The 25,152-nt window shown below is 67.5% G+C and carries 24 protein-coding genes; 3 read left to right on the top strand and 21 right to left on the bottom strand.

From position 1 onward, the window contains the following. Positions 1-2: 2 nt before the first annotated feature. From GNT64_RS21300 to GNT64_RS21270, 7 genes are all read right to left on the bottom strand, one after another. On the bottom strand, positions 3-947 hold the full coding sequence (locus GNT64_RS21300; RefSeq protein ID WP_156681305.1) for a helix-turn-helix transcriptional regulator: 945 nt from the start codon (positions 945-947) through the stop codon (positions 3-5). A gap of 81 nt (positions 948-1,028) precedes the next feature. Then, a complete protein-coding gene (locus GNT64_RS21295) occupies positions 1,029-2,180 on the bottom strand; it encodes an epoxide hydrolase family protein (protein WP_156681304.1) in 1,152 nt (383 codons plus the stop codon). A 1-nt stretch (position 2,181) separates the two neighbouring features. Further along, on the bottom strand, positions 2,182-3,444 hold the full coding sequence (locus GNT64_RS21290; RefSeq protein WP_197277186.1) for a cytochrome P450: 1,263 nt from the start codon (positions 3,442-3,444) through the stop codon (positions 2,182-2,184). Between the two features lie 40 nt (positions 3,445-3,484). Next, positions 3,485-3,679 (bottom strand): ferredoxin, encoded by a 195-nt coding sequence (locus tag GNT64_RS21285; RefSeq protein WP_156681302.1) that lies wholly within the window; start codon positions 3,677-3,679, stop codon positions 3,485-3,487. Positions 3,680-3,696: 17 nt separating this feature from the next. Next, positions 3,697-4,869, bottom strand: coding sequence for a phosphotransferase (locus GNT64_RS21280; RefSeq protein ID WP_197277185.1), 1,173 nt, complete (start codon positions 4,867-4,869; stop codon positions 3,697-3,699). Between the two features lie 17 nt (positions 4,870-4,886). Then, positions 4,887-7,364, bottom strand: a complete 2,478-nt coding sequence (locus GNT64_RS21275; RefSeq protein ID WP_156681300.1) for a TonB-dependent receptor — start codon at positions 7,362-7,364, stop codon at positions 4,887-4,889. A 60-nt stretch (positions 7,365-7,424) separates the two neighbouring features. Next, positions 7,425-8,924: an aldehyde dehydrogenase gene (locus tag GNT64_RS21270; RefSeq protein WP_156681299.1), complete on the bottom strand. Its 1,500-nt coding sequence runs from the start codon at positions 8,922-8,924 to the stop codon at positions 7,425-7,427. Between the two features lie 281 nt (positions 8,925-9,205). Here GNT64_RS21270 and GNT64_RS21265 point away from each other — a divergent pair, with 281 nt between their 5' ends. Then, the gene (locus tag GNT64_RS21265) at positions 9,206-10,198 is read left to right on the top strand and encodes an alpha/beta hydrolase (protein ID WP_156681298.1); all 993 of its coding nucleotides are present in this window, start codon (positions 9,206-9,208) and stop codon (positions 10,196-10,198) included. Here the strand turns inward: GNT64_RS21265 and GNT64_RS21260 are convergent. The 9 genes from GNT64_RS21260 to GNT64_RS21220 are packed head-to-tail and all read right to left on the bottom strand — an operon-like array spanning position 10,179 to position 19,217. Then, complete coding sequence (locus tag GNT64_RS21260) at positions 10,179-12,299, bottom strand: PQQ-dependent dehydrogenase, methanol/ethanol family (RefSeq protein ID WP_231639147.1); 2,121 nt, start codon at positions 12,297-12,299, stop codon at positions 10,179-10,181. The genes GNT64_RS21265 and GNT64_RS21260 overlap by 20 nt on opposite strands. Beyond that, on the bottom strand, positions 12,286-13,104 hold the full coding sequence (locus GNT64_RS21255; RefSeq protein WP_156681297.1) for an SDR family NAD(P)-dependent oxidoreductase: 819 nt from the start codon (positions 13,102-13,104) through the stop codon (positions 12,286-12,288). The genes GNT64_RS21260 and GNT64_RS21255 overlap by 14 nt, the downstream gene beginning before the upstream one ends. Positions 13,105-13,132: 28 nt before the next feature. Continuing rightward, a complete protein-coding gene (locus GNT64_RS21250; RefSeq protein WP_156681296.1) occupies positions 13,133-13,912 on the bottom strand; it encodes an SDR family NAD(P)-dependent oxidoreductase in 780 nt (259 codons plus the stop codon). Continuing rightward, positions 13,909-15,114, bottom strand: a complete 1,206-nt coding sequence (locus GNT64_RS21245; RefSeq protein ID WP_231639146.1) for an oxidoreductase — start codon at positions 15,112-15,114, stop codon at positions 13,909-13,911. Before GNT64_RS21245 ends, GNT64_RS21250 begins: the two co-directional genes overlap by 4 nt. Positions 15,115-15,131: 17 nt before the next feature. Further along, positions 15,132-15,671 (bottom strand): nuclear transport factor 2 family protein, encoded by a 540-nt coding sequence (locus GNT64_RS21240; RefSeq protein ID WP_156681295.1) that lies wholly within the window; start codon positions 15,669-15,671, stop codon positions 15,132-15,134. Positions 15,672-15,727: 56 nt separating this feature from the next. Beyond that, positions 15,728-17,953 (bottom strand): molybdopterin-containing oxidoreductase family protein, encoded by a 2,226-nt coding sequence (locus tag GNT64_RS21235; protein WP_156681294.1) that lies wholly within the window; start codon positions 17,951-17,953, stop codon positions 15,728-15,730. A gap of 9 nt (positions 17,954-17,962) precedes the next feature. Continuing rightward, positions 17,963-18,325, bottom strand: a complete 363-nt coding sequence (locus GNT64_RS21230; RefSeq protein ID WP_156681293.1) for an EthD domain-containing protein — start codon at positions 18,323-18,325, stop codon at positions 17,963-17,965. Positions 18,326-18,349: 24 nt separating this feature from the next. After that, positions 18,350-18,658, bottom strand: a complete 309-nt coding sequence (locus GNT64_RS21225) for an NIPSNAP family protein (protein ID WP_156681292.1) — start codon at positions 18,656-18,658, stop codon at positions 18,350-18,352. A 55-nt stretch (positions 18,659-18,713) separates the two neighbouring features. Then, positions 18,714-19,217 (bottom strand): MaoC/PaaZ C-terminal domain-containing protein, encoded by a 504-nt coding sequence (locus GNT64_RS21220; RefSeq protein WP_156681291.1) that lies wholly within the window; start codon positions 19,215-19,217, stop codon positions 18,714-18,716. 26 nt (positions 19,218-19,243) lie between these two features. On the opposite strand from GNT64_RS21220, the gene GNT64_RS21215 reads away from it, so the two are divergent. Then, positions 19,244-20,089: an enoyl-CoA hydratase/isomerase family protein gene (locus GNT64_RS21215; protein WP_156681290.1), complete on the top strand. Its 846-nt coding sequence runs from the start codon at positions 19,244-19,246 to the stop codon at positions 20,087-20,089. Positions 20,090-20,133: 44 nt separating this feature from the next. On the opposite strand, the gene GNT64_RS21210 is transcribed toward GNT64_RS21215, so the two are convergent. The 4 genes from GNT64_RS21210 to GNT64_RS21195 form a co-directional block, all read right to left on the bottom strand. After that, a complete protein-coding gene (locus GNT64_RS21210) occupies positions 20,134-21,390 on the bottom strand; it encodes an amidohydrolase family protein (protein ID WP_231639145.1) in 1,257 nt (418 codons plus the stop codon). Between the two features lie 129 nt (positions 21,391-21,519). Further along, positions 21,520-22,218, bottom strand: a complete 699-nt coding sequence (locus GNT64_RS21205; protein ID WP_231639144.1) for a DUF2889 domain-containing protein — start codon at positions 22,216-22,218, stop codon at positions 21,520-21,522. Positions 22,219-22,289: 71 nt separating this feature from the next. Then, entirely contained in the window at positions 22,290-23,114 is an 825-nt protein-coding gene (locus GNT64_RS21200; RefSeq protein ID WP_277873247.1) for a tyrosine-protein phosphatase, read from the bottom strand. Continuing rightward, entirely contained in the window at positions 23,111-23,650 is a 540-nt protein-coding gene (locus GNT64_RS21195) for a VOC family protein (RefSeq protein ID WP_197277182.1), read from the bottom strand. Before GNT64_RS21195 ends, GNT64_RS21200 begins: the two co-directional genes overlap by 4 nt. A gap of 26 nt (positions 23,651-23,676) precedes the next feature. Between GNT64_RS21195 and GNT64_RS21190 the strand changes: the two genes are divergently transcribed. Next, the gene (locus GNT64_RS21190; protein WP_156681287.1) at positions 23,677-23,994 is read left to right on the top strand and encodes a hypothetical protein; all 318 of its coding nucleotides are present in this window, start codon (positions 23,677-23,679) and stop codon (positions 23,992-23,994) included. Between the two features lie 3 nt (positions 23,995-23,997). On the opposite strand, the gene GNT64_RS21185 is transcribed toward GNT64_RS21190, so the two are convergent. Continuing rightward, positions 23,998-25,143 (bottom strand): CaiB/BaiF CoA transferase family protein, encoded by a 1,146-nt coding sequence (locus tag GNT64_RS21185; protein ID WP_156681286.1) that lies wholly within the window; start codon positions 25,141-25,143, stop codon positions 23,998-24,000. Positions 25,144-25,152 lie beyond the last annotated feature (9 nt).

The raw sequence follows: 25,152 nt of genomic DNA, 5'->3' as shown, positions 1-25,152 counted from the left end.
CGTCAGCAGCGACCCATGTCGATGGCAGCGAAGGCGGCGGCATCGAGCAGGCTCGCTTCGGTAAGCCCCATCGCGCGGCGGCGGCGATACTGTCCCGGCGTTTCGCCCGTGGCCTGCTGGAAGGCGAAGGAAAAGGCGCTGCAATGATTGAAACCGAGCCGGTAGCTGACGACTTTCAGCGGGATGTCCTCGTCGGCCAGCAAGGCGCGCGCGCGACTTATCCGTTTCGCCTTGAGATAGTTTTGCAGGCTCTCGCCGGTGGCGCGCTTGAACAGGCGGCGCAGATGGGTCGGGCTCATGCCGCATTCGCTGGCGACCTCGGCGGGTGTCGGCAGGCCGATCTCGAACGAGTCGAGGAAATCCTCGATATGCTTGATCTGCGATGCCTTCAGGCCGCCGCTGACGCTCAGCGCCTCGCGTCCAGAGGCGACGTGACGCGCCAGATCGACGATGAGCATCTGCACCAGCGCCTCAACCAGCATCTCGCTGCCCAACCCTTCGCCTTCCACCTCCGAGGCCAGCCGGAGAAGCACGGATTCGATATTGGTATCGCGAACGTCCAGGTCGATCTCCAGGTCGGCAAGGCGCACCGGCATGTCGCTTTGTCGCAGCGCCCGTTCGATCAGGGCACCGTCCAGATGGAACACGGTCGATCGGATACCGCTTTCGTCCTCGGTGCCATATCCCTTGGCGATGCCGTTGGGCGGCGTCAGGATGAGGCGGCCGACCGCCTCCGCCTTGCCGTCGGGGTTCCAGCAACGGGCGCGCACCGGATGGTGCCCGGCGACGAGCTTGAAGGTGAGGTCGGCGTCGATATCCTCCAGCGGCTGCCCGGCCGACCATTCGTAGATGACGCGTTCTACCGAGAGTCCGCCGAACCGGCGGCGCGATACAGACTGCCGCAATGCCTCGTCCCTCCCACCTCGCTTGCCGGGCGCGCCGCGCACGCACGCCTGGGAATGGCTATGACGAAGCGGAACCGGTCTGCAAGCGACCGGAAGGCGGTCGGCGGTGCTTCGCCGCCACGGTCAACGGACGGTGCGGAAGCAATCACGAAGTTCGGTCACGAACAGGTCCGGCTGCTCCCACGCCGCGAAATGGCCGCCGCGCTCCGGCTCGTTCCAGTGGATCAGGTTGGGATAGCGGCGCTCGACGAGCCGGCGGGAAGGCCTGAATATCTCCGCCGGGAACAGGCTGCATCCGGTCGGCACGTGCACCGGTGCCAGATCGAAGAAGGCGCTGTCCATGCTCTCCCAGTAGAGCCTTGCGGAAGAGGCGCCGGTGCCGGTCAGCCAGTAGAGCGCGATATTGTCCAGCATCTCGTCGCGGGAAAGCACGGTTTCCGGATCGCCTTCGCAATCGGTCCAGGCCTGCAGCTTCTCGTAGATCCACGCCGCCTGCCCCGCCGGCGAATCCGCGAGCCCGTAGCCAAGCGTCTGCGGCCGCGTCGCCTGCACGCGCGCATAGGCCGCACCGTCGGCATTGTAGCGCTCCAGCCGCGCCGCCGCTTCCTGCTCGGCGGGGTCGAGGCTGCCGGCATCGTCCGGACCCGGGAAGGCCAGCGGCATGTTCAGGTGGATCGCCCGAAGCCCGGCCGGCGCGATCTGCCCGATCTTGGTCGTCACCGACGATCCCCAGTCGCCGCCCTGCGCGCCATAGGCATCATAGCCGAGGCGCGCCATCAGTTCGATCCACGCCGAGGCGATACGTTCGACCCCCCAACCCGCCTGGGCAGGGCGATCCGAGAAGCCGTAGCCGGGCAAGGACGGCAGGACGAGATGGAACGCATCCTCCGCCCGGCCGCCATGCGCCACCGGATCGGTAAGCGGCGCGATGACCTTGTGGAACTCGACGATCGATCCCGGCCAGCCGTGCGTCATCACCAGCGGCAGGGCCGCCGGCTCCGGCGAACGGATGTGGAGAAAGTGGATGCCGTGGCCATCAATCTTCGTGCGATACTGGCCGAAACCGTTCAGCATCGCCTCGCAGCGGCGCCAGTCATAGCCGTCGCGCCAATAGTCGCACAAAGCGCGGGCGCGATCGAGCGGCACGCCCTGGGACCAGTCGTCCACCGTCTCCCGCTCCGGCCAGCGCGTCGCCGCTAGACGCTGGCGCAGGTCCGTCAGCGCATTCTCGTCGATGTTCAGGTGGAATGGCTCGATCGCCTGCGCGGCGTCCATGCTAGAGGACCAGCCCGGTTTCGATCCGCGGGCCGGGCGTGAAGCGCGTCGGCATGTCGATCCAGCCGTTGATCGTGCCCACAGAGGTGTAGCGCCGCGCGCGCGCGGGATCGACGCGATAGTCCGGGATGCGCGCGAACACGACCTGCATCATCTCCTCGAACATCACCCGCGCCATGAAGGATCCGATGCAGCGGTGCATGCCGGCGCCGAACGCAATGTGCCGATTGGGAAAGCGGGCTATGTCCACGTCCTCCGGCGCATCGAACACCTCCGGGTCGCGGTTGGCGGCCGCCCACGCCAGATAGACGCGGTCGCCCTTTTCCATCTTCGCGCCGCCCATCTCCACGTCGCGCGATACGTTGCGCGCCAGACCGTGGATCGGGGTAAAGTAGCGGACGAACTCCTCCCGCGCGATCGGCAGCAGCGTGGGATCGTCCATCAGCCGCCGGCGATCGGCCGCGTTCTCGTCGAGATAGACCAGGGCGTGCGTGGTCAGCGCCGTCGTCGTGTCCACGCCGCCGGTGATGATGTTGTTGCAGAAGGACAGCATCTCGTCCTCCGTCAACGGCCTGCCATCGATCTGTTCGTGCGCGAAATAGGACAGCAGATCGTCGCGCGGCGGCTGCGAGCGCCGCTCGCGAAAGGTTTCCACGCAGCGCTGGAAGATCCACTGGACGCCGGCGATAACATGCGGGAAGTCCGGCGACTCCTTCGGCGTGAAGACCATCTCGTGGAGCGGATCGGCGAACTGCCGCCACTCGTCCAGCGGCAGCCCCATCAGTTCCATCGTCGTCATCGCCGGCACGGGGCCGGTGAAGTCGTTGACGAGATCCATCTCGCCCGTCTCGATCACGCGATTGAGCAGGCTGTCGGCATAGCGGCGGACGCCGGCCCGCCGCGCCTCCGCCGCCTTCGGCGCAAACCGGCGGTTGAGGTATTTGCGGAAGATGTCCCAGTCCGGCCGGTCGGCTTCCACCGGCAGACCGCGCGGGATCGGGGTGGCGGGGATGGTGATGCCGCCGGACACGTCGCCACTATGCGGATCGAACGTCTTGAAGCTGGAGAAGGTGGCATCGTCCTGCGCCATCGCCACGATGTCCTTGTAGCGCGTCGCCACCCAGAAGCCGCCATGCTTCTCCGTCCAGGCCACCGGGCACGTGCCGCGCATCTCGCGGAACTCGCCGGGCCATGCGGCGACATGCGCCTCCGACTCATGATCGAAGTCGACCGGGCAGGCCTTCAGATCGCGTGCGTCTTCCATTCGTCCGTTCCTCATCCTCCGCGCGTCGCGGCACCCATCGTCAAAGGCTCGTCACGATCGCCTGCTCGGGGCACCCGCGCACCGCCTGGTTCACGGCTTCCTCCAGTTCTGGCGGCACATCCTCGTGGCGGGCGTGGGCGTGGCCATCCTCGTCGCTCAGTTCGAACATGTCGGGACAGGCCAGCCAGCACATGCCATGGCCGACGCATCGTTCGTCAATGACGGCTACCTTCATCGCCTTCTCCGTTCGCGTCAGAAGCTGTCGAGCACGTCGTGATCGTCGATCGCGGCGAGCAGCCGGCGGAGAAACTCGTGCGTGGTACGCTCGGGCTGCATCGCGGGCATGCCCTCGGCCGGCACGAGCGTGATCGTCCAGAAGGCGAGCGCCGTCATCAGCTGCTGGCGCAGCGCGGCCCACGCCTCGTCCTCCGACGTGCGCGGAACGCCACGCTCCGCCATCTGATCGAGATAGTAGCGAACGAGATCCTTCTCCCAGCGCCGCCGATCCTCGATCGTCAGCGCGGTGGTCATCGTATAGATCACGTCGCGCGACCAGTGGCCGACGCTCACGATCTGGAAGTCGCTGAGGCCCATCCTCTTGTCCGCCGCGATATACCAGTTCTTCAGGTGGACGTCGCAGTGGATCAGCGTGCGGGGCAAAGCGCGATGCCGCTCGACCGAGGCATCCGTCGCGGGCCAGATCTCCGCCCGGCGGCGGAACAGCCGCTCCGGCATCAGCGGCTCGGCTTGGCCGAACGCGACGTCGCACGAGGAGGCGAAGTCCGGGGAAACCGTCATCATGTTCCGCCACCAGTCGGGCCAGGTGCGGAACGGCAGCGTGCTGCCGCCGAGTTCGGGGCTCTCGTAGAAACGCGAATGCAGCCCCGCCAACGTCCGCATCTGCGATGCCACATGGTCGAAATCCATGTGGGTCCGATCGTCGCAGAAACGGACGCTGCTGCCGAGATCGCGCATCATGATGAGCGAGGCATAGGTCTCCGGGTCGAACTGGGCGTAGAGCCCGACCGGCGCCTCGATATCAAGGCGCCCGCGCACCAGATTGTAGAAGTCCGCCTCTATCTGCGCAGCGCCGGAAAGGCTGAGCACGAGGCGGTTCTCCAGCGCCTCGGCCGCCTTGCAGAAGACGGTGGAAGGCAGGCTCGCCACCTGCCCGGCGTCGTTGTAGGTGAGGAAGATGCGGCGGCGGTTGGACGATCCGTCGTCCCGCTCGTCGAAGCGATGGGATTCCACCCGCGCACCCGGCGCATCACCGCACAGCACGTCCGTCAGCCAGGCCGGGGTGATCGATCCATAGGATTTGGGCACCTGATCGGCCCGCGTCACCTGCTCGTCATGCTGTTCGGAACGGAAGGCGGCGGTTATCGCCTCCGCCGAATTCGGCTCCGCGTTCAACGCTACGCTCATCTGGTCCTCCCTGCCGCTCAACGCGAGAACTTGACGCTGACACGGGCCATGATCTCGCGGCCGCGGCTCAGCGCGGCGTAACGATCGCCCAGGACGCCGGCGGCGGTGCCCGTGCCGCTTCCCGTGAACGGCACGTTCGGCGAGGCGACGAAGTATCGTTTGTCGGTAAGGTTGCGACCGATCAGCGCCAGTTCCCATGCATCGTTGGACGGGCCGAAGCGGAGCGTCCCGTCAAGCAGGGCATATTTCGGCATGCGGCTCTGCGGGGCGGAGGTCGCGTCCGTCAGATAGCTGCTGCTGTAGGTGCCGTTCACCGACGCGCCCAGCTTGTACGTGTCGCCGATCGGCGCATCATAGTTGATCCCGCCGCTCAGGCCCCATTTGGGCGCGCGGATCAGCTCCGTGCCGTCGAGATCCTGCACCGGATTGCCGTTGACGATGTTACACCCTTGCGCCGGGGTCTGGCCGTTATAGCAGGGCGCGCCCGGGAAGCTGGAATATTTGCCCTTGTTGTAGGAGGCGGCGCCGTTCAGCGTAAGACCGTCCAGCGGGGTGCGGTAGTTGAAGTCGATCTCCGCGCCATGGATCTTCACCGCGCCCGCGTTGCGGATCGTGCTGGTCGCGTTGGTGAAGTTTGTCACCTGCAGGTCCGAGACCTTGTAGGTGTAGACGGCCGCGTTGATCCGCAGGCGATTGTCCGCCACTAGCGCCTTCACGCCGGCCTCGAAGCCCTTGATTGTCTGCGGATCGTAGCTGATGTCGCCCGCGCTTTGAAAGTTGACCGAGCTGGAATTGAAGCCGCCGGACAGGAAGCCGTGCTTGTACGATCCAAACAGGGTCAGTTGCTGACTCGGCCGATAGGAAGCCGTGACTTCCGGCGAGAAGTCGTTCCAGCTGTCCTTGGTTGGATCGATCGTCACCAGATCGGCGGACGTCAACGGATTGAAGCCGAAGGGATTGGCGCCCACTCCGCCATCCAGAATATAGGGTATCTTCTTCTTCTCGTAGGAATAGCGCCCGCCGACATCGATCTCGATCGTCTCGGCCGGCTTGTAGGCCAATTGCAGGAAAGCGGAATAGGCCTGACCGTCCTGCCGCAGCCGATAATTGTTGATCTGGAACGGCGTGCGCAGCGGGATGAAACCCAGCCCGTTCGCGGTCAGCGACAATTGCCCGCTGGCCTCGGTGGCGAACACGTAGGTGGTCGATCCGGTGGTGGCCCGCGTATCGGAGAAGTACACGCCAGCCGTGAAGTTCAACGGACCGTCGAAACTGCTCTGCAAGCGGATTTCCTGCGAAAGCTCGCGATCCTTCAGGTTGTTGGTGCTCGGCAACGCGATGGAATAATCGTTCTCGTAATTCTGCGCCTGCAGCAGCTTGACGTAGTACAGGCCGGAAACCGAGGTGAGCTGCACGTCGTCAGACAGCTTGTAGTTCAGCTCCAGCCCGCCGAGCACCTGATTCTGGCGCAGGAAGTTGCGACCGTCGCCAAAGATCGGGTTGATCGTGCCGAGTACCGGCCCTGAGCCGGGCGTGATCGAGTGGCCGTTGGGCCGGCAATCGTCGATCGAACCGCTCTGCGGCGCGCCGAACGGACAGCTGATATATTCGACCGTGTTGGCAGGGCCGTCGGTGCGGGTCCGCGCATAGCTCATCTTCAGGCGGGCGCTGAACCTGTCGTCGGGTTCCCACTTCAGCGTCACGCGGCCGGCATAATCCCGCGTCACCGGCGAGCGATCCCGCGACGAGCCCTTCACATAGGCGTTGTCCGGTATGTCGTTCTTCACATATCCGTTCAGATCGCTGAAGTAGCCGGCGAAACGGATGCCCAGCGTCTCGGTGAGCGGGGAGGAGACATAGCCTTCCAAGCGTTTCTCCCGTCCATAGAACTCATAGCCGGCGGAGAGCTTCGCCTCCAGCGACTGTGTCGGGTCGGCGGTGCGGATCGAAACGATGCCGGCCGGGCTGTTCTTGCCGAAGAACAGGGCCTGCGGGCCCTTCAGCACCTCGACCTGCGCGATATCGATGTCGCTCATCCGGCGGACGCTGGATTTCGCCACCTGCACGCCATCGACGTTGAACGACACCGCCTGATCGCCGAACGGATTCGAATCCGGTCCGCTGATGCCGCGGATGGCGATGTTGCCGCCCTGCACGCTGCCGCCCTGCGGCCCGATGATGAGCTGCGGCACGATGCGCGCGATGCCATCCAGATTGTTGATCGCGCGGCGCGACAGCTCGGCCGAGCCGACCGCCGTGACGACCACCGGCACCGAGATCGAGGTTTCGTCGCGCTTGCGGGCGGTGACGACGATGTCGCCGTTCTCCACGGTCGGGCTGGGCTTGGCCGCCACCGCCGCCGTCGCGCTGGCGCCCGGCTCCTGCGGTTCGACGGGTGCCGCGTTGGGGGTCTGCGCCGCCGCGCCTGCCCATGCGACCACCGCCATCGCGGTGCCCGCCAGCAGCCGAATGATCTTGCCCTCCGTCATCTTCATCCCCTCTTGTTTGTTATCGAAAGATCGCCGGTGCGCCTTCGCGGCGCATCGTGGCGTGTTTCAGCGGCGCAGGTGCGTGGGCTCCCCGTCCATGATCATCGTCTTGCTCTCGAGGAACGGCAGCAGCCCCTCCACGCCGCCCTCGCGGCCGATGCCGGACTGCTTGAAGCCGCCGAACGCGATCGAGAAATCGCCGCGCACGCCGTTATGCCCGACCGTGCCGGAGCGCAGCTCGCGCATGACCGAATAAGCGCGATCCGGATCGTTGGTGAACACCGATGCGTTCAGCCCGAAGACCGTATCGTTGGCGATGGCGACTGCCTGGGCCTCGTCATCCGCAGGGATCACGCTGATGACCGGACCGAATATCTCCTCGCGGGCGATCGTCGCGTCGTTGCTCACCCCGCCGAACACCGTCGGCTCGATGAAGAAACCGCGATCGAGGCTGGTCGGCCGGCGGCCGCCACAGGCTAGCCTGGCGCCACCCGCCAGCCCCGCTTCGATATATTGCTCCACCCGCTCGCGCTGCCGCCGCATCGCAAGCGGCCCCATGTCGGTCGTCTCCGCGAACGGATCGCCGACCCGGATCGTGCCGAAGCGATCGGCCAGCGCATCGACGAACGCATCGTGCCGCGCGCGGCCCACGACCACCCGCGTGATGGACGAGCAGACCTGCCCGGTCATGACCCGCGCCGACCCGGAGATCGCATCCGCCACCATATCGACGTCGTAATCGTCGAGTATCACAGCGGCGGACTTGCCGCCCAGCTCCAGCGTGCACCGTGCGATCCGCTCGCCACAAATCGCGCCGATCGCCTTGCCGGCGGCGCTCGATCCGGTGAAGGTGATCTTGTCCACGTCCGGATGCCGGACGAGCAACTCCGATACCGCGCGGTCGGCGGTGACGACGTTGAGCACACCCGGCGGCAGCCCGATCTGCTCGGCCATCTCCGCCACGATCAGCGCCGAGGCGGGCGCCTCCGGCGAAGCCTTCAAGATCACCGTGCAGCCGGCGAGCAGCGCCGGCGCGATCTTGTACGCGATCAGGACGGGCGGCGCGTTCCACGGGATGATCGCTCCGACCACACCGACCGGCTCGCGCACCAGCAGCCCCACGCTGCCGCCCCATTTGGCCGGATGACGCTCCTCGAACGGGAACGTCTCCGCCATGTCGGCATATTGCTCGTAGGCGTCCAGCGCGATGTGCAGCGCGCCATGTCCCATCGTGCGGGTCACGCCCATCTCGTTGGTCCAGATCCGCACCACATCGTCGGCGCGGGCACGTAGCGCATCGCCGAGCGCGCGCACGTAGCGGCCGCGCTCGGCATGGCTCAGCCGCCGCCACTCGCCGCTGTCGAAGGCATGTCGCGCCGCTGCCACGGCGCGGTCCATGTCCGCCTCCTGCGCTTCGGCCACGGTCACGAACAGGGCTTCGGTCGATGGGGTAATCACGTCTATCGTGGCGCCGGATGAAGGAGCGACCCATTCGCCGCCGATAAAGAACCGATCGGGGTGCCGGATCAGGTCCGCGCTCGAAAGATCCCGCGTGACACCGTTCATCTCGATCCTCGCCTTATTGATCGTCGCGCCGGCGGCATCGCGTGCCGCTCATTCCGTCGGAAAAGGCTTACCCACAGACGCGGACCGCTGCCGAGCCTTGCTGATTGCGATGTTCGACCGCCACCTTTCGATTCTCAACCATGGGAAGAGCGGCTATTCTCTGCACTCAGTCTTCCGTGACTGTGGACGCATTGCGGCGGCGCAGCACGGCTTTAGACCTGAAGAAATCGCGGTAAAGCGGCGTACGGCACGCCCATCCATCGGGTATGAGGAGCGGCATGATGGCCGGAGCGGAAGACGGAACACCTGCGATGCGGGCGGATGTGCGGGCGCTGCTGGATCTGCTCGCCGCGCAGGACGCACCATCCTTCGCGGCGGTCGGCGCGGCAAAGGCGCGGGCGGGGATGGCGGCGATGGGCGCGCTGTTCGATATCCCGCCGGAGCCGATCGCGCGGGACGAAAGACTGGCGATCCAGCGAACAGATGGCGGCGAGATCGCGCTGCGCCTGTTTGACCACCGACCGTCTCGTGGCCCCTCCCCGATCATGCTGTTCCTGCACGGCGGCGGGTTCGTCATCGGCGATCTGGAGACTTATGCCGGCGCGTGCGGCGTCATCGCCCGGCGTCTCGATCTGCCCGTCCTCTCGGTCGATTATCGGCTGGCGCCCGAGCATCCGTGGCCGGCGGGGCCGGATGATTGCGAGGCGGCGGCGCGTGCGGTGGCGGACCTGCCGGGCCTCGGCTTCGCCGTGACCGGGCTGGTGCTGGCGGGAGACAGCGCCGGCGGTTGCCTCGCCGCCGTCACCGCGATGGCGCTGCGCGACAGGCCGGCATCCGTCCCGGTGGCGGCGCAATGGCTGCTCTATCCCGTTACCGATCTGCGGGCGGAGGCGCCATCCTACGCTGCCTTCGCTGAGGATCATCTGCTGCGGCGGGAGGACATGCGCTGGTTCCTCGACTGCTACGGCGCGGACCGGTCGCACCGGCGCGCCTCTCCGCTCGCCGGGCCGCACCACGGGATGCCTCCCACCCTCCTCGTCACCGCCGCGCTCGATCCGCTGCGGGACGAGGGCCGCGCCTATGCCGCCGCGCTGGTATCGGCAGGCGTGCCGACCCTGTTCGTCGAGGCGGCAGGCATGGTGCACGGCTTCCTGTCGATGCGACGCGCGCTGCCTTCCGCCGATGAAGACCTTTCGCGCTGCTACGCGCTGCTGCGCACGATGATCGGCCTGCCTGATTCGACGACTTCGGGCGTCAGCGCGCTGCCGGCCTAATCGGCATGGTCCGCGCCGCCGCCGCTTCGGTGCGGATATACTGACGCAGATCGGCCAGGTCGCCGTCGCGGAACTCGGCGAACTGGGGCATGCCCGCCGGCACCAGCGCCCCGCCTCTGACGACCTGCGCGAAGGCGTCCCGATCGAGCGGTATCGCCGATGCGCGGAGGTCCGGCGCAGCCCCCACCGCCACCGCGCCGACGCCGTGGCACACCATGCAGTGGACGAACAGCGCCGCCCCTCGGCCGGCCGACGCGACGTTCGGCGCAAAGCCGGGATCATCCGGCATCGTCCGCGCCGACGGATCGACCTTCGGCAGCACCGCCTTGCCATCGAGCACGAAGGTGAGAACGCGCCGCGCCTGCGTCCGATGGTCGATCGCGAAGGGTATCTCGCGCTGGTTCAGCGTCGCTGCGGTGCCGGCGCCGGTCAGCACCGTTACATATTGGCGGCCGTTCGCGCGGTAGCTGATCGGCGGGGCGAGGATCGGCGCGCCGGCGGCGAAGGTCCAGACGCGGGTGCCGTCCGTGTCCCGATAGGCGTTGAACGAGCCGTCGACATGACCCTGGAACACCAGCCCGCCGCCTGTCGCCATAATACCGCCGTTCCAGGCACCGGGCGTCGGCAGCGACCATGCCGCGCGCTGCGCTACCGGATCCCACGCGAGCAGGCGGCTTCTGTTGTCGCTCGCCGCGTCCGCGATCGGCCGGACGCCGAGATTGACGGCGATGTTCGGCTGGTTGCCGGGCCGGAAGCGCCAGTTGGCCGGGGTGATGCCGGCATCCCCGATGGAACTCGCCGTATCCCGCACCGGAATATAGACGAGCCCGGTGCGCGGGCTGAACGCGGACGGCATCCAGCTGTGCGCCCCCATGTTCCCCGGCCAGAGTTCGAACGGGTGCCCGCCCGGAAAGCGCGCGCCCGGCGTTTCAACCGGGCGGCCGGTGGCCATGTCGATCCGGCTCGCCCAGCTGACCCGCGTGATCTTTGCCGCGGATATCAGCTTGCCGCTGATCCGATCCAGCACGTAGAAGAAGCCGTTCTTGGGCGCCTGCAGCAACACCTTGCGCAACCGCCCGCCGATCATCAGGTCGGCCAGCTGCATGTCCATCGCGGCGTTGTAGTCCCAGGTCTCGCCGGGATTGACCTGATAATGCCACTTGTAGCGCCCGGTGCCGCCATCCAGCGCGACGATCGAGCTGAGGAACAGATTGTCGCCCTTGTCCGCGCTGCGGATCTTGCGATTCCACGGCGCACCGTTGCCGGTGCCAATGAACAGCGTGTCTGTCGCCTGATCGTAGGTGATCGCATTCCATACGGTGCCGCCGCCGCCATGCGTCCACCACCGGCCGGCCCAGGTGCGTGCGGCCATCGCCATCGCCGCATTCTCGAAGCCGTTGGCGGGGTTGCCGGGCACCGTCCAGAAGCGCCAGAGCTTCCGGCCGCTCGCGGCGTCGTAGGCGGTCACGTAGCCGCGCGTCGCGCCGGAGTCCGCGCCGCCGTGGCCGATCACCACCTTGCCGGCGAAGACGCGGGGCGGCCCGCTGATGAAGCGGTCGTCGCCCGCTTCAAGCGTCATGGCGCTCCACAGCTGTCGCCCCGTCCGCGCGTCGATCGCGATCAGCCGGCCGTCCTGCGTGCCGGTATAGATGCGCCCGTTCCACCAAGCGATGCCCCGGCTCCCCCACCCCTGCCGCAGCCGCGTGCCGGCCGCCTCCGGCGCATGCGGATCGAACGTCCAGAGCAGCCGCCCGCTCGCCGCGTCCACCGCGCGGACGACGCTGTAGCCGGCGGCGAAATACAGCACGCCGTCCACCGCCAGAGGCCCCGTCACCGAATTGCCCGGCGGCAGGTCCAGCGACCATGCGAGGCCGAGACGCCCGACCGTGTCGCCATCTATTTCTCGCAAGGGGCTGTAATGCTGCTCGCCATAGGTCCGTCCGAACGCGGCCCAGTCCGCGCCGGCGGCATCGTCCGCCAGCCGCGCCTCGATCGATGGCTGCGATGGGACAACGGCCGGGGCCACGACGGCCACTGCCGCGATCACCACGCTCGATACCATGAACCGCAACGGGATGCCCGGCTGCCTAGCGTTGCGCATCGTCGCCGGCCGGTCGCCGCCGCCCCATCGAGGCCAGCCCCTCGCCGACCAGCTCTTCCGGGAAGAGCTGTCGTCGCAGGTGGTTGCCGCCGTCCACGTGGATCACCTCGCCCGTGATGGAGCGCGCGTCCGTCGCCAGCCACACGATCATCGCCGCCAGTTCCTCGGGCGTCACCGGCTCGCCGAGCGGAACCTCCTTCAATAATTGCTCGAACATGCCGGCCCTGCGCCAGCGGCGCGCGTGCGGCCCTTCGAGCATTCCCGCCTTCAGGCCGTTCACCCGGATCCGGCGCGGCGCATATTCCACCGCCGCGTAGCGCACGAACGTGTTGAGCGCTCCCTTGGCGCATGAATAGGCCACGCTGCCGGGGAAGACGCTGGTCGAGGCGATGCTGGAAAACAGCACGGCCGATCCGCCCTCAACCATGTGCCGCGCGCAATGCCGGACGAAATGGAACGGGCCGAAGAAGTTAGCGCCGAACGCCTCCTGTAGCTTGTCGTCTTCCGTCTCGTCGATCAAGCCGAGGCTGCCGAGCCCGACGGCGGCGACGGCGAGATCGATATGGCCCGCCTTCGCCGCTACCGCCTCGACGAAGGCGCGCACCTCCGGCTCGCGGGCCGCATCGCAGCGGTAGGCAGTGCCGCCGATCTCGCGCGCCAGTTCCTCCACCTTGTCGAGACGTCGCGCGGCGACCGACACATCGGCGCCCTCGCGCGCCAGCGTCTCCGCCACCACCCAGCCGGATCCGCCGCGCTGCGATGCGCCCAGGACTATCGCCGTCCTGCCGGCGAGACGACCCGTCATACCCCGCTCGGACACTGGCACGCGCGCATCACGACCACATGAAGCCCCCGTCGATCACGATCATCCCGCCCGTCATGTGATCGGATGCGGCGCTGGCGCAGAACAGCACGGCATTGCCGATGTCCTGCGGGTCGCCTGGCCCGCCCAGCGGCACGCGCTGCTTCACCATTGCGGCGATCGCGGGGTCGGCATAGACCGCCTCGGTCGCGGTGGTGCGGATCGGGCCGGGCACCACGCTGTTGACGAGGATGCGATGCGGCGCGAGTTCGACGCTGATCGAGCGGGTGAGCGAGATGACGCCGGCCTTGGCGGCGTTATAGGCGGCTAGCTGGTAATCGGGCTTGAATGCCGCCGTCGATGCGATGTTGACGATCTTGCCGGGGCGGCCGGCCGCCACCATCGTTCGCGCCACCTTCTGTGTCAGGAAGTAGGTGCCCTTCATGTTCCGGTCGGTCGTCGCCGCCCAAATTTCCGGCGTCACATCAAGGAACGGGGTGAAGGGGTGCATGCCGCCGGCATTGTTCACCAATATGTCGACTGCGCCGAAGCGATCGATAGTGGCGGCGACGAGATCGTCGAGCGCGACGAGATCCGTCACGTCGCCCGTCACCGCGATGGCCTCGACGCCGAGCGCGCGCAGGTCCACTGCCACAGTCTCAGCCGCATCGCGGTGACGGTGAAAGATCACGATGTTCGCCCCCGCCTCCGCAAGCCTTTGGGCGATGCCACGCCCCATGCCCTGACCGGCGGCGGTGACGATCGCGGTCTTGCCCCCCAGATCGAACAGGGCGGGGATGGCAGGGTTCATGCGAGGGATCCCAGCACATCGCGACTGTAAGGCTTCAGATCATGGAAGCGCCCCTCCCGCACGATCCGCGCCCAGTCCGGATTGCTGAGCAGCGCCCGCCCGATCGCGATCAGATCGAATTCGCCTTTGGCGAACAGGTCGAGGACCCGATCCATCGAGGCAGGCCGGGAGAAATCGAGATGCTGGCTGGCGTCGGCCTTCGTGAAATGTTCGGCATAGTCGTCCGTGCCGACGCCGAAGGGCTGATCCAGCGTGATCGATCCCACCGTCATCGTCGGCAGTCCGGAGAGCTTCCGCGTCCAGCCTGACAGGGTGAGATCGCTGCCCGTAAAGGCCGCCTCCCAGAAGCGCCTGACCGAAACGTGGAACAGGTCGACGCCAGCTTCGGCCAGCGGCTCCACCAGATCCGCCACCTCCTCCGGTGAATTCACCGTGCGCGCATCATAGTCCTGCAGCTTCCACTGCGAGAAGCGGAAGAGGATCGGAAAATCCGCTCCCGTGCGCCGCCGTATCTCGCGCACCACCTCCGCGCCGAACCGCGTCCTGTCCCGCAGCGATCCGTTATAGTCGTCGGTCCGGCGGTTCATCGTCGGCCAGAAGAACTGATCGATCAGGTAGCCGTGCGCGCCGTGGATCTCCACGCCGTCTGCACCCAGCCGCTGGGCGTGTGCCGCCGCCTCGCCGAAACGGGCGATCACGTCCGCGATCTGGCTCTCGCTCATCGGATTGCCATAGACATGGCCGGGGCGCGGGCGCAGCTGCTCGTCCGTGTTCGGGATATACCAGTCGGAAGGTCCGATCGAAGGCAGGTCCGGAAACGGATCGGTGCCGGGTGCGCGGGCCAGGCCGGCATGCCAGATCTGCGGCATGAAGGCTCCGCCGGCGGCGTGTACCGCCGCGATCGGTGCGCGCCACGCCTCCAGCGCGGCGTCGCCGTAGAAACGGGGCGAGGTGGGGTTGGAGCTGCCCTCGTCGGCCACGCTGCTCGCCTCGCCCAGGATCAGGCCGACGCCGCCTTCCACCCGCTTGCGGAAATAGTCGGCATAACCGTCCGCCAGCACGCCGTCGGTGGCGAAGCACCGCCCCATCGGCGCCATCACGATGCGGTTCGGCAGCACGAGCTGTCTCAACCGGAACGGCGTGAAAAGTCCGGCCATCGCCTCCTCGCGTGAAACGCCGGCCGCGTCCAGTGGCATCGCCATCCGCCCGTCCGAGCCGCTCACAAAGCGAGGTCGCGCGCCGGCCGGTCCAACCGGAGCGGGCGCTGGTAGGAAATGTCCTGGCGGTCCCATCGCCCTTTCAGGAACATGTCCGGGTCTATCGCCGCCTGGGCCGGCGACAATTCGCCGTTCCACTCGACCAGGCAGGCACGATCGGCCACGGCCCAGCGCCCCTCACGCCGCTCGAACCGATCCACGTAGCGACCGCCGACCAGATCAATCGAGCCATCACCGCGGCGCAACGCGGCGAGGAAATAGGTCTCGACGTGCGCCGTGTCGCCGTCCAGATCGATCGTCTGGTTGGTGATATAATGGTGATGCGCCGTCCAGTTGCGGCCATGCCCCTCGCGCGCGTGGCGGATGAAACCGGCCGGATCGCCGATATAGGCGCCGTGATCGTCCGTCGCGTCCGCATGATAGGCGCGAGCCATGATCTCGTCGTCATGCCGGTCGATCCCACGCGTATAGGCGAGAGACGCGTCGCGGATCGCTTCCTTGTCGAGCAGTCGCCGCAGCGCGACGGCATCCCTATCGTCCATCGTCCTCTCCACCGGCTCGTCGCCAGTCCACCTCCGATGCTAGCGCATTCCGGCGATCAGGCCGTGACGCTGGAGGCTGTGCCGCATGACGCCACCTGCTCGTCGGGCTCCTGCAGCGCCGCCACGGTCTGGCGCATCGGCGTGATGGTGATCGGCACGGCCGACATGTGGGGCATGGCGTTCACCGCCTCGAAGTGCCGGTCGGCATCGATCAGCGCGTTCACCGCGCCGCCCGTCTCGCGCGGGTCGGCCTGCGATCCCGGCGCATCACCCCATCCGTGGGCCATCGAGACGACGCCGCGCCGCACCGCAGGATCACGTCCGGCAACCGCGACGACCTTGCCGAAAGCCGATTCGAGCGCGATCAGATCGCCCTCCGCCAGATCGAGCGCCGCCAGATCGTCCGGGTGCATATAGGCCGGATTGTAGGGCGTGCGCCGCCGCACGCTGCGCACCGCGCGGCCGTTGCTGTTGAAAAGATCGCGCATCCGGCGGGTCGACAGGAGATGGGTGAACACGCGCCCGTCGCGCTCGATCCGACCCGGTCGGTCGGTTCGAGCGAGGAAACGATCCAGTTCCTTGGCGACATCGTCCGGCATCGGATCGAACTGCGCGCTGTCGGCGCCCGGCTGCACCATCTGCGCGCCGAGTTCGACGTGGAGACCGTGCGGGTGGCGTTTCAGTTCGTCGAGCGTGATCGGCGCGCCCGTCAACTGCGCGGCCAGCACGTCGTCGCAGGTCGGCGCCTGCGTCATGTCGAGCGGCGCCTTGCCATCATGCAGGATAGACAGGCCGAGACGGTTGGCGATCGCCCAGTAGACATACCAGTCGTGCACCACGTCCGATCCAGCGGGCGGCGCGATGACGGGCAGCGTATATTGCGCCCAGGTGCCGGGCCAGCAGGCATAGCCCGGCAGGTTGAGCGGCAGATCGGCGCGCTCATATTGCATGGTCGGCGGCAGCACATAGTGCGCCAGATCGGTGCTCGGCGTCCGCCAGGGATCGATGGCGACGAGCAGCTCGAGCGCACCCATCGCCGCCGCCGCGCGCCGCTGGTCGGGAAAGGATGTCAGCGGGTTGCCGCCGCCCAGGATCAGCGCGCGGATCCGGCCCTTACCCGGCGTGAGGATCTCGTCCGCCAAGGTCGCGGTCGGCCGCTCGCCATAGAGCGTCCGCGTGCCCCGGATACGGCTCGGCCCGGTCTGTTCCCAGGGCCGGAGCGGGGGCACCACCGCTGCCGTCACCGGCGCCACGGGCTCCATCACGTTGGCGCGGTGGACGGCGTCGCCCGCCCTCAGAAAGCCACCGCAGACCAGGTTGATGCAATCGACCATATGCTGCGCCAGGTTCGAGAAAGGCTGCATCGCCGGCCCGGTGGCGCCGTAGACGCCGCAGATGCGCGCCTTGCCGATCGCCTCGGCCGCGCGCCGGATATCGCCTGCCTGCAAGCCGGCCCGCCGCTCGACCATGTCGGCCTCCAGCGGAGCCACCGCCGCCGCCAGACGCGCGAGGCCGCCGGCGCCGACATGCGCATCAAGGAAGGCACGATCGCCCCACCCTTCCGACAGGATCATCCGCACGATCGCGCCGGCGATTGCCGCGTCCTGCCCGGGATAGGGCTGCAGGAAGATGTCCGCGTTCGCCGCCGTCTCGGTACGGCGGGGATCGATCACGATCAGTTTCAGTCCGCGCGCCCGCGCCCGCTTCAAGCGCTTCACCGGATCGACTGACAGGAAGCCGAGCGACGCGTGGGACACCAGCGGGTTCGCGCCCACCAGCATCGCCACGTCCATCCGCTCGAAATCGGGGTAGCCGGCCGTCCACCCGCCCATGCGCCCGAACGAGACGAGCTTCGCGGACTGATCGATCGTCAGGGTGGAGAAATACTGATCCGATCCGATCGCGTTCAGGAAGCTGCGATGCATCGCATAGGCGGCCGAGCTGAACATGCTGCCGTTGCCGCAGTATACGGCGACGCTCTCCGGCCCATGATGGGCGATGATTTCGCCCAGCCTCTCCGCGATCTCGTCCAGCGCCTTTTCCGACGCGATCGGCACCTGCGTGCCCTCCGCCGTGCGCTTCAGCGGGTGCAGCAGGCGGGCCGGGCCGTGGTGCGCTTCCTCCGCCTGCAAGCCCTTGAAGCAGGCGTAGCCGGCGCTCAGCGGACTTTCCGGGTCGGCGCGAATAGCGACGATCCGATCATCGGCGTCGTCGATCGTCAGCCGCGTGCCACACCCGCCGGTGCAGATGCGGCAGAAAGAAATCGCCTCGCGCAACGCCATGGCCCGCTCCTACAGGGTTGTGCCGTTATCGATCTCGTCGACGATCAGTAGGCGCGTCTTCAGCCGGTCCTGGAACTTCTCCTCGTCGGCCAGGATCAGGGCGTTGTTCTCCGGCTCGTTGATGATCCGGCCCATCTCGGCGAGCGCCGCCTCGTCCTTCAGCCAGATTTCCGTCACCGCATCATAGCTGTCGTCGATGCTGTTCGCCTCCGGCTGATACTCCATCAGGCTCTGCGGATAATTGCGCACGTAGCGTGTCCACAGATGCCCCAGCATTCGCTTGCCGATCACGGCGTGGCTGGTTTCGTAGTGACGGATGAAATCCTCGCGGCTCATGCCGGCTTTCTTTTTGATCAGGATCACGATCTTCATCGGCCAGTTCCTTTCTTTACGGAGTCACGGCGAATAGGGTGTCTTCACCGTCAGCTGCATCGCCTCCGTCACCAGCAGATCCGGCATCGGCGCAAGGATCGCATGGGCTTCGGGATCGGCGGCGCAGGCCTCCAGGCCCCGCCTGACGTCGTCGAACTCCGCCACTTCCCAGACATGGAATATCTGCGCCAGATCGCCGACATAGGGTTGCAGCGCGAGCAGCAATTTCCAGCCGTGCCGCTCCATGTAGGGCGCCAGCTGCGCCATCATGTCGTTGTAGGACGCGTTCCTGCCGAACTTCAGCGTGACGTTCGTCGTGATGTAGTAAGCCATCCGGCTTCCTCCTGTTGTGGGGCCGGCCGGCGGCGGACCATGCCCCACGCGCACCTCATCGCAAGAAAATGCCTGTCACGGTCAGCGTCGCCGCCAAGGCCCCGGCATCGTCCAAGGCGTCCGTTCGCATCGTCAGGACACCCCGCTCCGGCCGCGAGCGCGACGGTCGCACCGCGACGACCTCCAGCAGCACGGTCAGCGTCTCGGGCGGGAAGACCGGCCGAACCCAGCGCATGTCTTCCACCCCGCCGCCCGCGAGGCCGAGCAGGCCGGCCTGCTTCGTGTACCTGCCGAGCAGGATCTGCATCGTCACCACGGTGTGCCACCCGCTGGCGGAGAGGCGCCCGAACAGCGGGTTCTCGGCCGCCGCCGCATCGTCCAGGTGGAAAGGCTGCGGATCGTAGCGCGCGGCGAACGCGATCGCCTCCTCACGCGTAAGGGTGATCGTGCCCAGCCGCAGGCGCATCCCGGCCGCGAGATCGTCGAAGCGCAGCGAGGGAACCGGCTCGTTCAGTTCGGTGACGTTGCTGATCCTGCCCTCCCGCTCCGGTCGCGGCACAATCCGCGCTGCCGGAGCCGCCGGCCATGCCGCACCGCGCAGCGCATCTATGTCCGTGCTGCACTGCCGCCGCGCATATCTTATCGACCGCGCGGAGCGGGGAATTGCGCCGCTACAGCATCCTGACCGCAAAGGGGATGCACGCCATGGACATGATCGCGCCCGACGAGCCGGCCTTCGTTCGATCCGCGCTCGAAGGCCGCTGCTTGGTGCTCACGCTCAATCGGCCAGCCCGGCGCAACGCGATCGACGGCGGCATGATCGCGGTAATCGAGGAGGCGTTGGACCGCATCGAAAGAGACGAACGAGTGCGCGGCCTGATCCTCGCCGGCGCCGGGCCGGTATTCTGCGCCGGTGCGGATCTGAAGGAGCCGCTCGCCGCGCCGCTGGAGCGCGCCCGCCACATGCACCGCCTGATCCTGCGCCTGCGCGCGCTGCCGGTGGTGAGTATCGCGGCGATCGATGGCCCGGCGCTCGGCGGCGGGCTGGAACTCGCGATGGGCTGCACCTTCCGCGTCGCCGCCACGTCCGCGACGCTCGGCCTGCCCGAGATCGGCATCGGCTTCATTCCCGGCTTCGGCGGCACGCAGCTGCTGCCGCGGATCGTCGGCGCGCCCCGCGCACTGGACATGATCCTGTCCGGCGCGCCGATCGACGCGACGGCCGGGCATGCGATCGGCCTCGTCGATCATCTGGCCGAGCCCGGCCGCGCCCTCTCGTGTGCGGAGCACGTGATGGCGCGCTATGTGCGACACGATCGGGCCGGCATCGCCGCCGCGCTGGCGGCCGTGCGGGCCGGGCTGGAGCTGCCGCTGGAGGCAGGGCTCGCCCTCGAACTCGCCGAGCAGACGAAGCTGGCCGCACGCCGCTGAGGCCGGCACCGCCGCCGCGATGGTGCCGGCCGGACGCGGGCTTGTCAGTCGCGATACTTCTGCGGGATGTCGAAGCGGAAGCAGCGCGCGGCGTTCAGGCCCAGCAGCTTGGCGCGGGTTTCCTCCTTGACGCCGTCGCCGAAGGTCCGCTCGATCGCTTCGGCCGAGTGCGGCCACGATCCTTCGTGGTGCGGATAGTCGTTCGCCCACATGAAGTTGTCGCCCAGGTCGAAGCTCTCGATCAGTTCCAGCGCGGCGCGGTCCTCGCCGAAGGAGGCGTAGCAGTTGCTGCGATAATAGTCGCTCGGCAGCGCCTTCATCTTCGGACGCACCCAGAAATGATGCTTCAGATAGGCCTCGTCCATCTTCTGCAGCATCCACGGCACGAACCCGGCATCCGCCTCGATCGTCGCGACACGCAGGCGCGGGAACCGCTCGAACACGCCGGACGCGCACATGCTGACGATCGGCTCCATCGTGGGCGCCAGCGAGTGCACGACATAGTTGATGATCGCGCCGCCATTGCCGCGCGCGGCGCGCGGATCCTTGCCGGTCGAGACATGGTAGGTGATCGCCAGATCGGCGTCCTGGATCGCCGCCCATAGGGGGTCGAACACCGGCAGATTGTAGTTGATGTGGCTCACGTCATGCTCGCCCCAGATCGGCTTGCACGGCAGGGTGAGCACGCGATATCCCATCTTCGCGACACGCTGCACCTCGGCGATCGCGCCCTCGATATCGGCGGTGTTCAGCGCGGCCGCGGGCGAGCAGCGATCGCTGTACGGCCCGCATACCTCCCAGGCCCAGTCGTTCCACACCGCGCATTGCGCCGAGACGAACGCATCGTTGCTGGACGACCACATCAGCAATGCGGGGCCGTTGGGGAAGATCACCTCGGCGTCCACACCGTCCATGTCCTGATCCGCGATGCGCTGCAGGCTCACCTCCGAGCCCTCGCCGGCGATCGCCATCGAATCGCCGCCCGCCTTCGAACGCAACAGATCCTCGCCCTCGAACTTGAAGTCGATCAGCCGCTCCGCGCGAGCGCCCGGCATCACGATGTAACGCTCGCCATCATCGCGCTTTTCAACGCGCGGCAACTGGTCGTGCCATTGCTTGTCCAGCCGGTCTCGGAAGAGAGTCACCGGCGGCATCAGGTGAGTGTCGCAGGAAACGATGAAGTATTTGTCGGCGCCAGGGCGTACGCTGCGCTGCCACCCTTCGACTGCCGGAGCCTTCAAACGCCATTCATTCTCGCGATTGGTGGCATAATTCTTGGAGCGTTCCATCGGCTTGTTCATCACCCTCATCCTCGATCAGGCCGCGTCGCGACGTTCATGACGCCGGAATATCATGTTTTCGCGGGACGTGCGCGGCGGCTCGTGACCGTACAGGGTCGTCAAATTGACTGTAAGCGCACAAGTGCCGGATCAGAGATACCGTAGCAGGCGTTCCGGATGGTCGCTGAAATCGCGGCGTGTTCCCTTGGGGCGAACGGCCTCGTCGATGGTGGCGGCGGCGTAGCCATGGCACACGCCCACGGTCGCGCGCTTCTCCGCCTCCTCCAGCGGGCCGGAGGCGAGGGCGAAGCGCCGGGCCCCACTGACGAAGCAGGCCTTGTGCAGCACCAGCACGCTTTCGGTCAGATCGTCGTCCAGTTCCGGCGCGGACAGCGCCCAGGATACGAAGCCGCGATACAGATGCCGTCCCGCGAAGGGCGCCGGATCGGTGATGACGTCGTCCTCGATCCGCCAGCGCAGTATCTCGGCGCCGTCTCGCGAAAGCGTCACGTCGGTGCGGCCTTCGGGCGCATCTGGCACCGCCATCAGATAGTCGCGCACACGTGCGCCACGCAGCGCATGCCGCGAGGCGAGCCACGCCAGATCGAACATGTGGGTGCAGTTGACGCGTGCGCGGCCCCCAGCGAAGAAGTCGCGCGCCGTTCGCCCCAGCGCCTCGCCTACCAGCGCGCGCAACGGCAGGTCCGCTCCAAGGCACGTGCTCAGCGGATAGCGGATGAACTCGGCCTCGACATCGACGACGTGCGCCCCGTCATGCCGCAGCCGGCAGCGCATCCCGTGGGCGTGATCCTCGAGTTCGGCCAGCACCAGCCCCGGGGTGCCCGTCAATCGTATCCGCCGGAAGGCCGTGCCGGAGCCGTAGCTGCAGGGTGGTGCGAGCGGAAGGGACACTGGCTTCTTCATGCCCCGGCCATCGTCCCGGCGTCCTCCAGCAGCAGCGCGCGCAGCCGCTCGATCTCGGTCGGACCGACACCCAGCACCTCTTCGAGATACGCTTCGATCGATCCCCACTCCCCCCTGATCGCGGCGAAGGCGTCGTCCAGCAGCGGCTCCCCGCGGGCGTTCACCAACTCGCGCGGCGTGAACACGTCGGGCCCACGCCGCTTGACCATCGCCACATAGAAACGCGCCACCGGATTGGTATGCGCCAGTTCCTCGAGCCCGGTGCGATCCAGTTCGTTCTCCGGCCGGCGCAGCGACGGCGAGAGCCGGTAATCGGCGATGATGTCCTCGCGCGCCACGCCGAGCGCGGTGAGCAGCAGGCCGATCGCCAGCCCCGTCCGGTCCTGTCCGGCGGCGCAGTGCACGATCAGCGGCACATGGCCTTCGAGCAGCGCGCCGAAGAACAGCCGGAACGACGGCGCGAGCAGCCGCGCGAACACGAGATAGAGCGAGGTCTCCATCTCGTTCACGCCCGCCAGCGTCGATCGCTCGGCGCCGAACAGCAGGTTCGCGTCATAGGCATGATCGGCGCGCCGCACGTCCGATCGCCCCTGCCAGCGGGTCGGGGCCAGATCGCGCTCCTCTCGCGCGCGCAGATCGCAGACGGTGGCGATGCCGCGCCGGTCGATCCACTCCCAATCCGCCGCCGTCAGCCGCGAGATCGCACCCGAGCGATAGATCGTGCCCCACCGGACCGTACGCCCGTCGGCTCCGGCATAGCCACCGATGTCCCGCATGTTCGACCCGCCTTCGAGCGGGATGTGACGCCGCGCGACAGTCACTTCGACGTTCCTTCCGGTTCGTAGCTGATGAATTCGAGCAGCGATCCGTCGGGGTCGCGGAAATAGACGCTGGTGCCAGGTCCCTTCGCGCCGGCGGTCTGTCGCGGCCCCGTCTCGACCGGTACGCCGCAGCGGCCGAGATGCGCGGCGGCCCCGGCGATCGGGCCGCGCCATTCAAAGCAGAGGTCGCTGCCGCCCGGCGCGACCGGGATCCGGGCGACCAGCGACGGCCCGACCGCCTCCGCCAGCCCTGGCCCATGCACGTTCAGCTGCTGCGCACCGATCCGGTAGAAGCGGAAATCCTCTCTCGGTGCGCCGATCTGGGCACCGAAAACCATCGCGTAGAACGCGTCGGATCGCGCCAGATCGGACGAGCCGATGACGCAGTGATCGAAGCCGATCGGTAGTTCCCGCATGACGCGCTCCTTCTGCCGTGCCTTATCGCGCAAGGGCGCGATATGCACCGAATAGCCGCTTGCCTGCTGATGCAACCAAGCCGTTTGCACGCGATCCGGTTGCCCGCCACCGCTAACCACGGCACGTCGCGCATCGGAGACCGATCATGGATCACCAGCTTATTGTCCTCAGTAACGCCACGGCGGGCGAGGAGGATGCCTTCAATCTCTGGTATGACGAGGTGCACCTGCCGGACGTGCTGGCCGTGCCGGGCATCGCCGCCGCGCGTCGTTTCACCTTGGCGGAGGGCGCGGAATGGCGCTTTGCGGCGATCTACGACATGACCGGCGACGATCCCGCCGCGACCGTGGCGGATCTGGTCGCGCGGGTCGCGGACGGGCGCATCGCGATGACGGACGCGTTCGACATGGCCTCGTTCCGCATGCTCACGGCGACTCCGTGCGGGCCACGCCGCACCGCCTGACGGTCAGCGGCGGATGCCGTATTCGCGCAGCACCGCTTCCGTATCCTGGCCCGGCGCGGGCGGCGGCGTGCGCGTACCCGCCGCCACACCGTCGAAGCGGACGGGGGCACGGGCGGAGCGGTAGCGGCCCGCCTCCGGATGGTCGATCTCCTCGATGGTGCCATTCCATACCACCTGCGGATAGTCGGCCACTTCGTGCGGCGCGAGCACCGGCGCGCAGGGTATCTGCCGCTCGCGCAGCAGCCGGCACCAGTCGGCCGTGGTGCGGCCGGCGAAGGCGCCGCGAACCAGCTCGGAATACGGTCCCATATTCACCTGCCGGGTCCGCGCCGTGCGAAAGCGCGGGTCGGCGCGAACGTCGATCCGGCCGATCAGTTCGGTGAAGGCCAGCCAGTGCGGCTCCATGTGCGGCGTGGCGACGATGAAGCCGTCGTCGGTCGGGCACAAGAAGTCGATCTCGGCGAGATCGGGGGCCACTTCCACGCCATCGCCGATGAAGGTCTGGCTGGTCATGCCGTCGGGCCACATCCACCACACCATGCCGTCGAGCATCGCATAGTCCAGGGTCGCACCCACACCCGTGCGCTCGCGCGCATAGAGCGCGCTCGATATCGCCTGCGCGACGATGGGGCTGGTCATCTTATCGACCGCCAGCGTCCGGACCATCTGCGGCCGATGGGCGGGACCGCCACCCTGCACGACGCAAAGCCCGCTAAGTGCCTGCAGCAGCGTATCGAAGCCGCCTTCCAAAGCGTTCGGCCCGGTCTGGCCGTAGGCCGAGATGGAGACGTGGATCAGCCGCGGGTCGGCGCCGCGCAAGGTGTCCGCATCCAGCCCCAGCCGTGCCATCGCGCCGGGCCGGGCGTTCTGGACAAACACATCCGCCTTGCCGACCAGCGCGCGCAGGGCCGCCAGATCCTCCGCCTGCTTCAGATCGAGAGTCACGGAGCGCTTGTTGCGATTGGCGGACATGAACATCGCGGCGTGGCCGCCACGAGCGGTGCCGGTCTGGCGGAAGCCATCGCCGCCGGGCGCTTCGATCTTGATGACGTCGGCGCCCTGATCCGCCATCATGCAGGTGGCCATGGCGCCGGTGAACCAGCCCCCGACCTCGATCACCGTCACGCCGTTCAGCGGGCCTGCAGACATCGCCTTCTC

Source organism: Sphingomonas profundi (genome assembly GCF_009739515.1).
GTDB lineage: Bacteria > Pseudomonadota > Alphaproteobacteria > Sphingomonadales > Sphingomonadaceae > Alterirhizorhabdus > Alterirhizorhabdus profundi.
The sequence above is the reverse complement of the archived record's forward strand: the minus strand, read 5'-3'. Positions and strand labels throughout refer to the sequence as shown.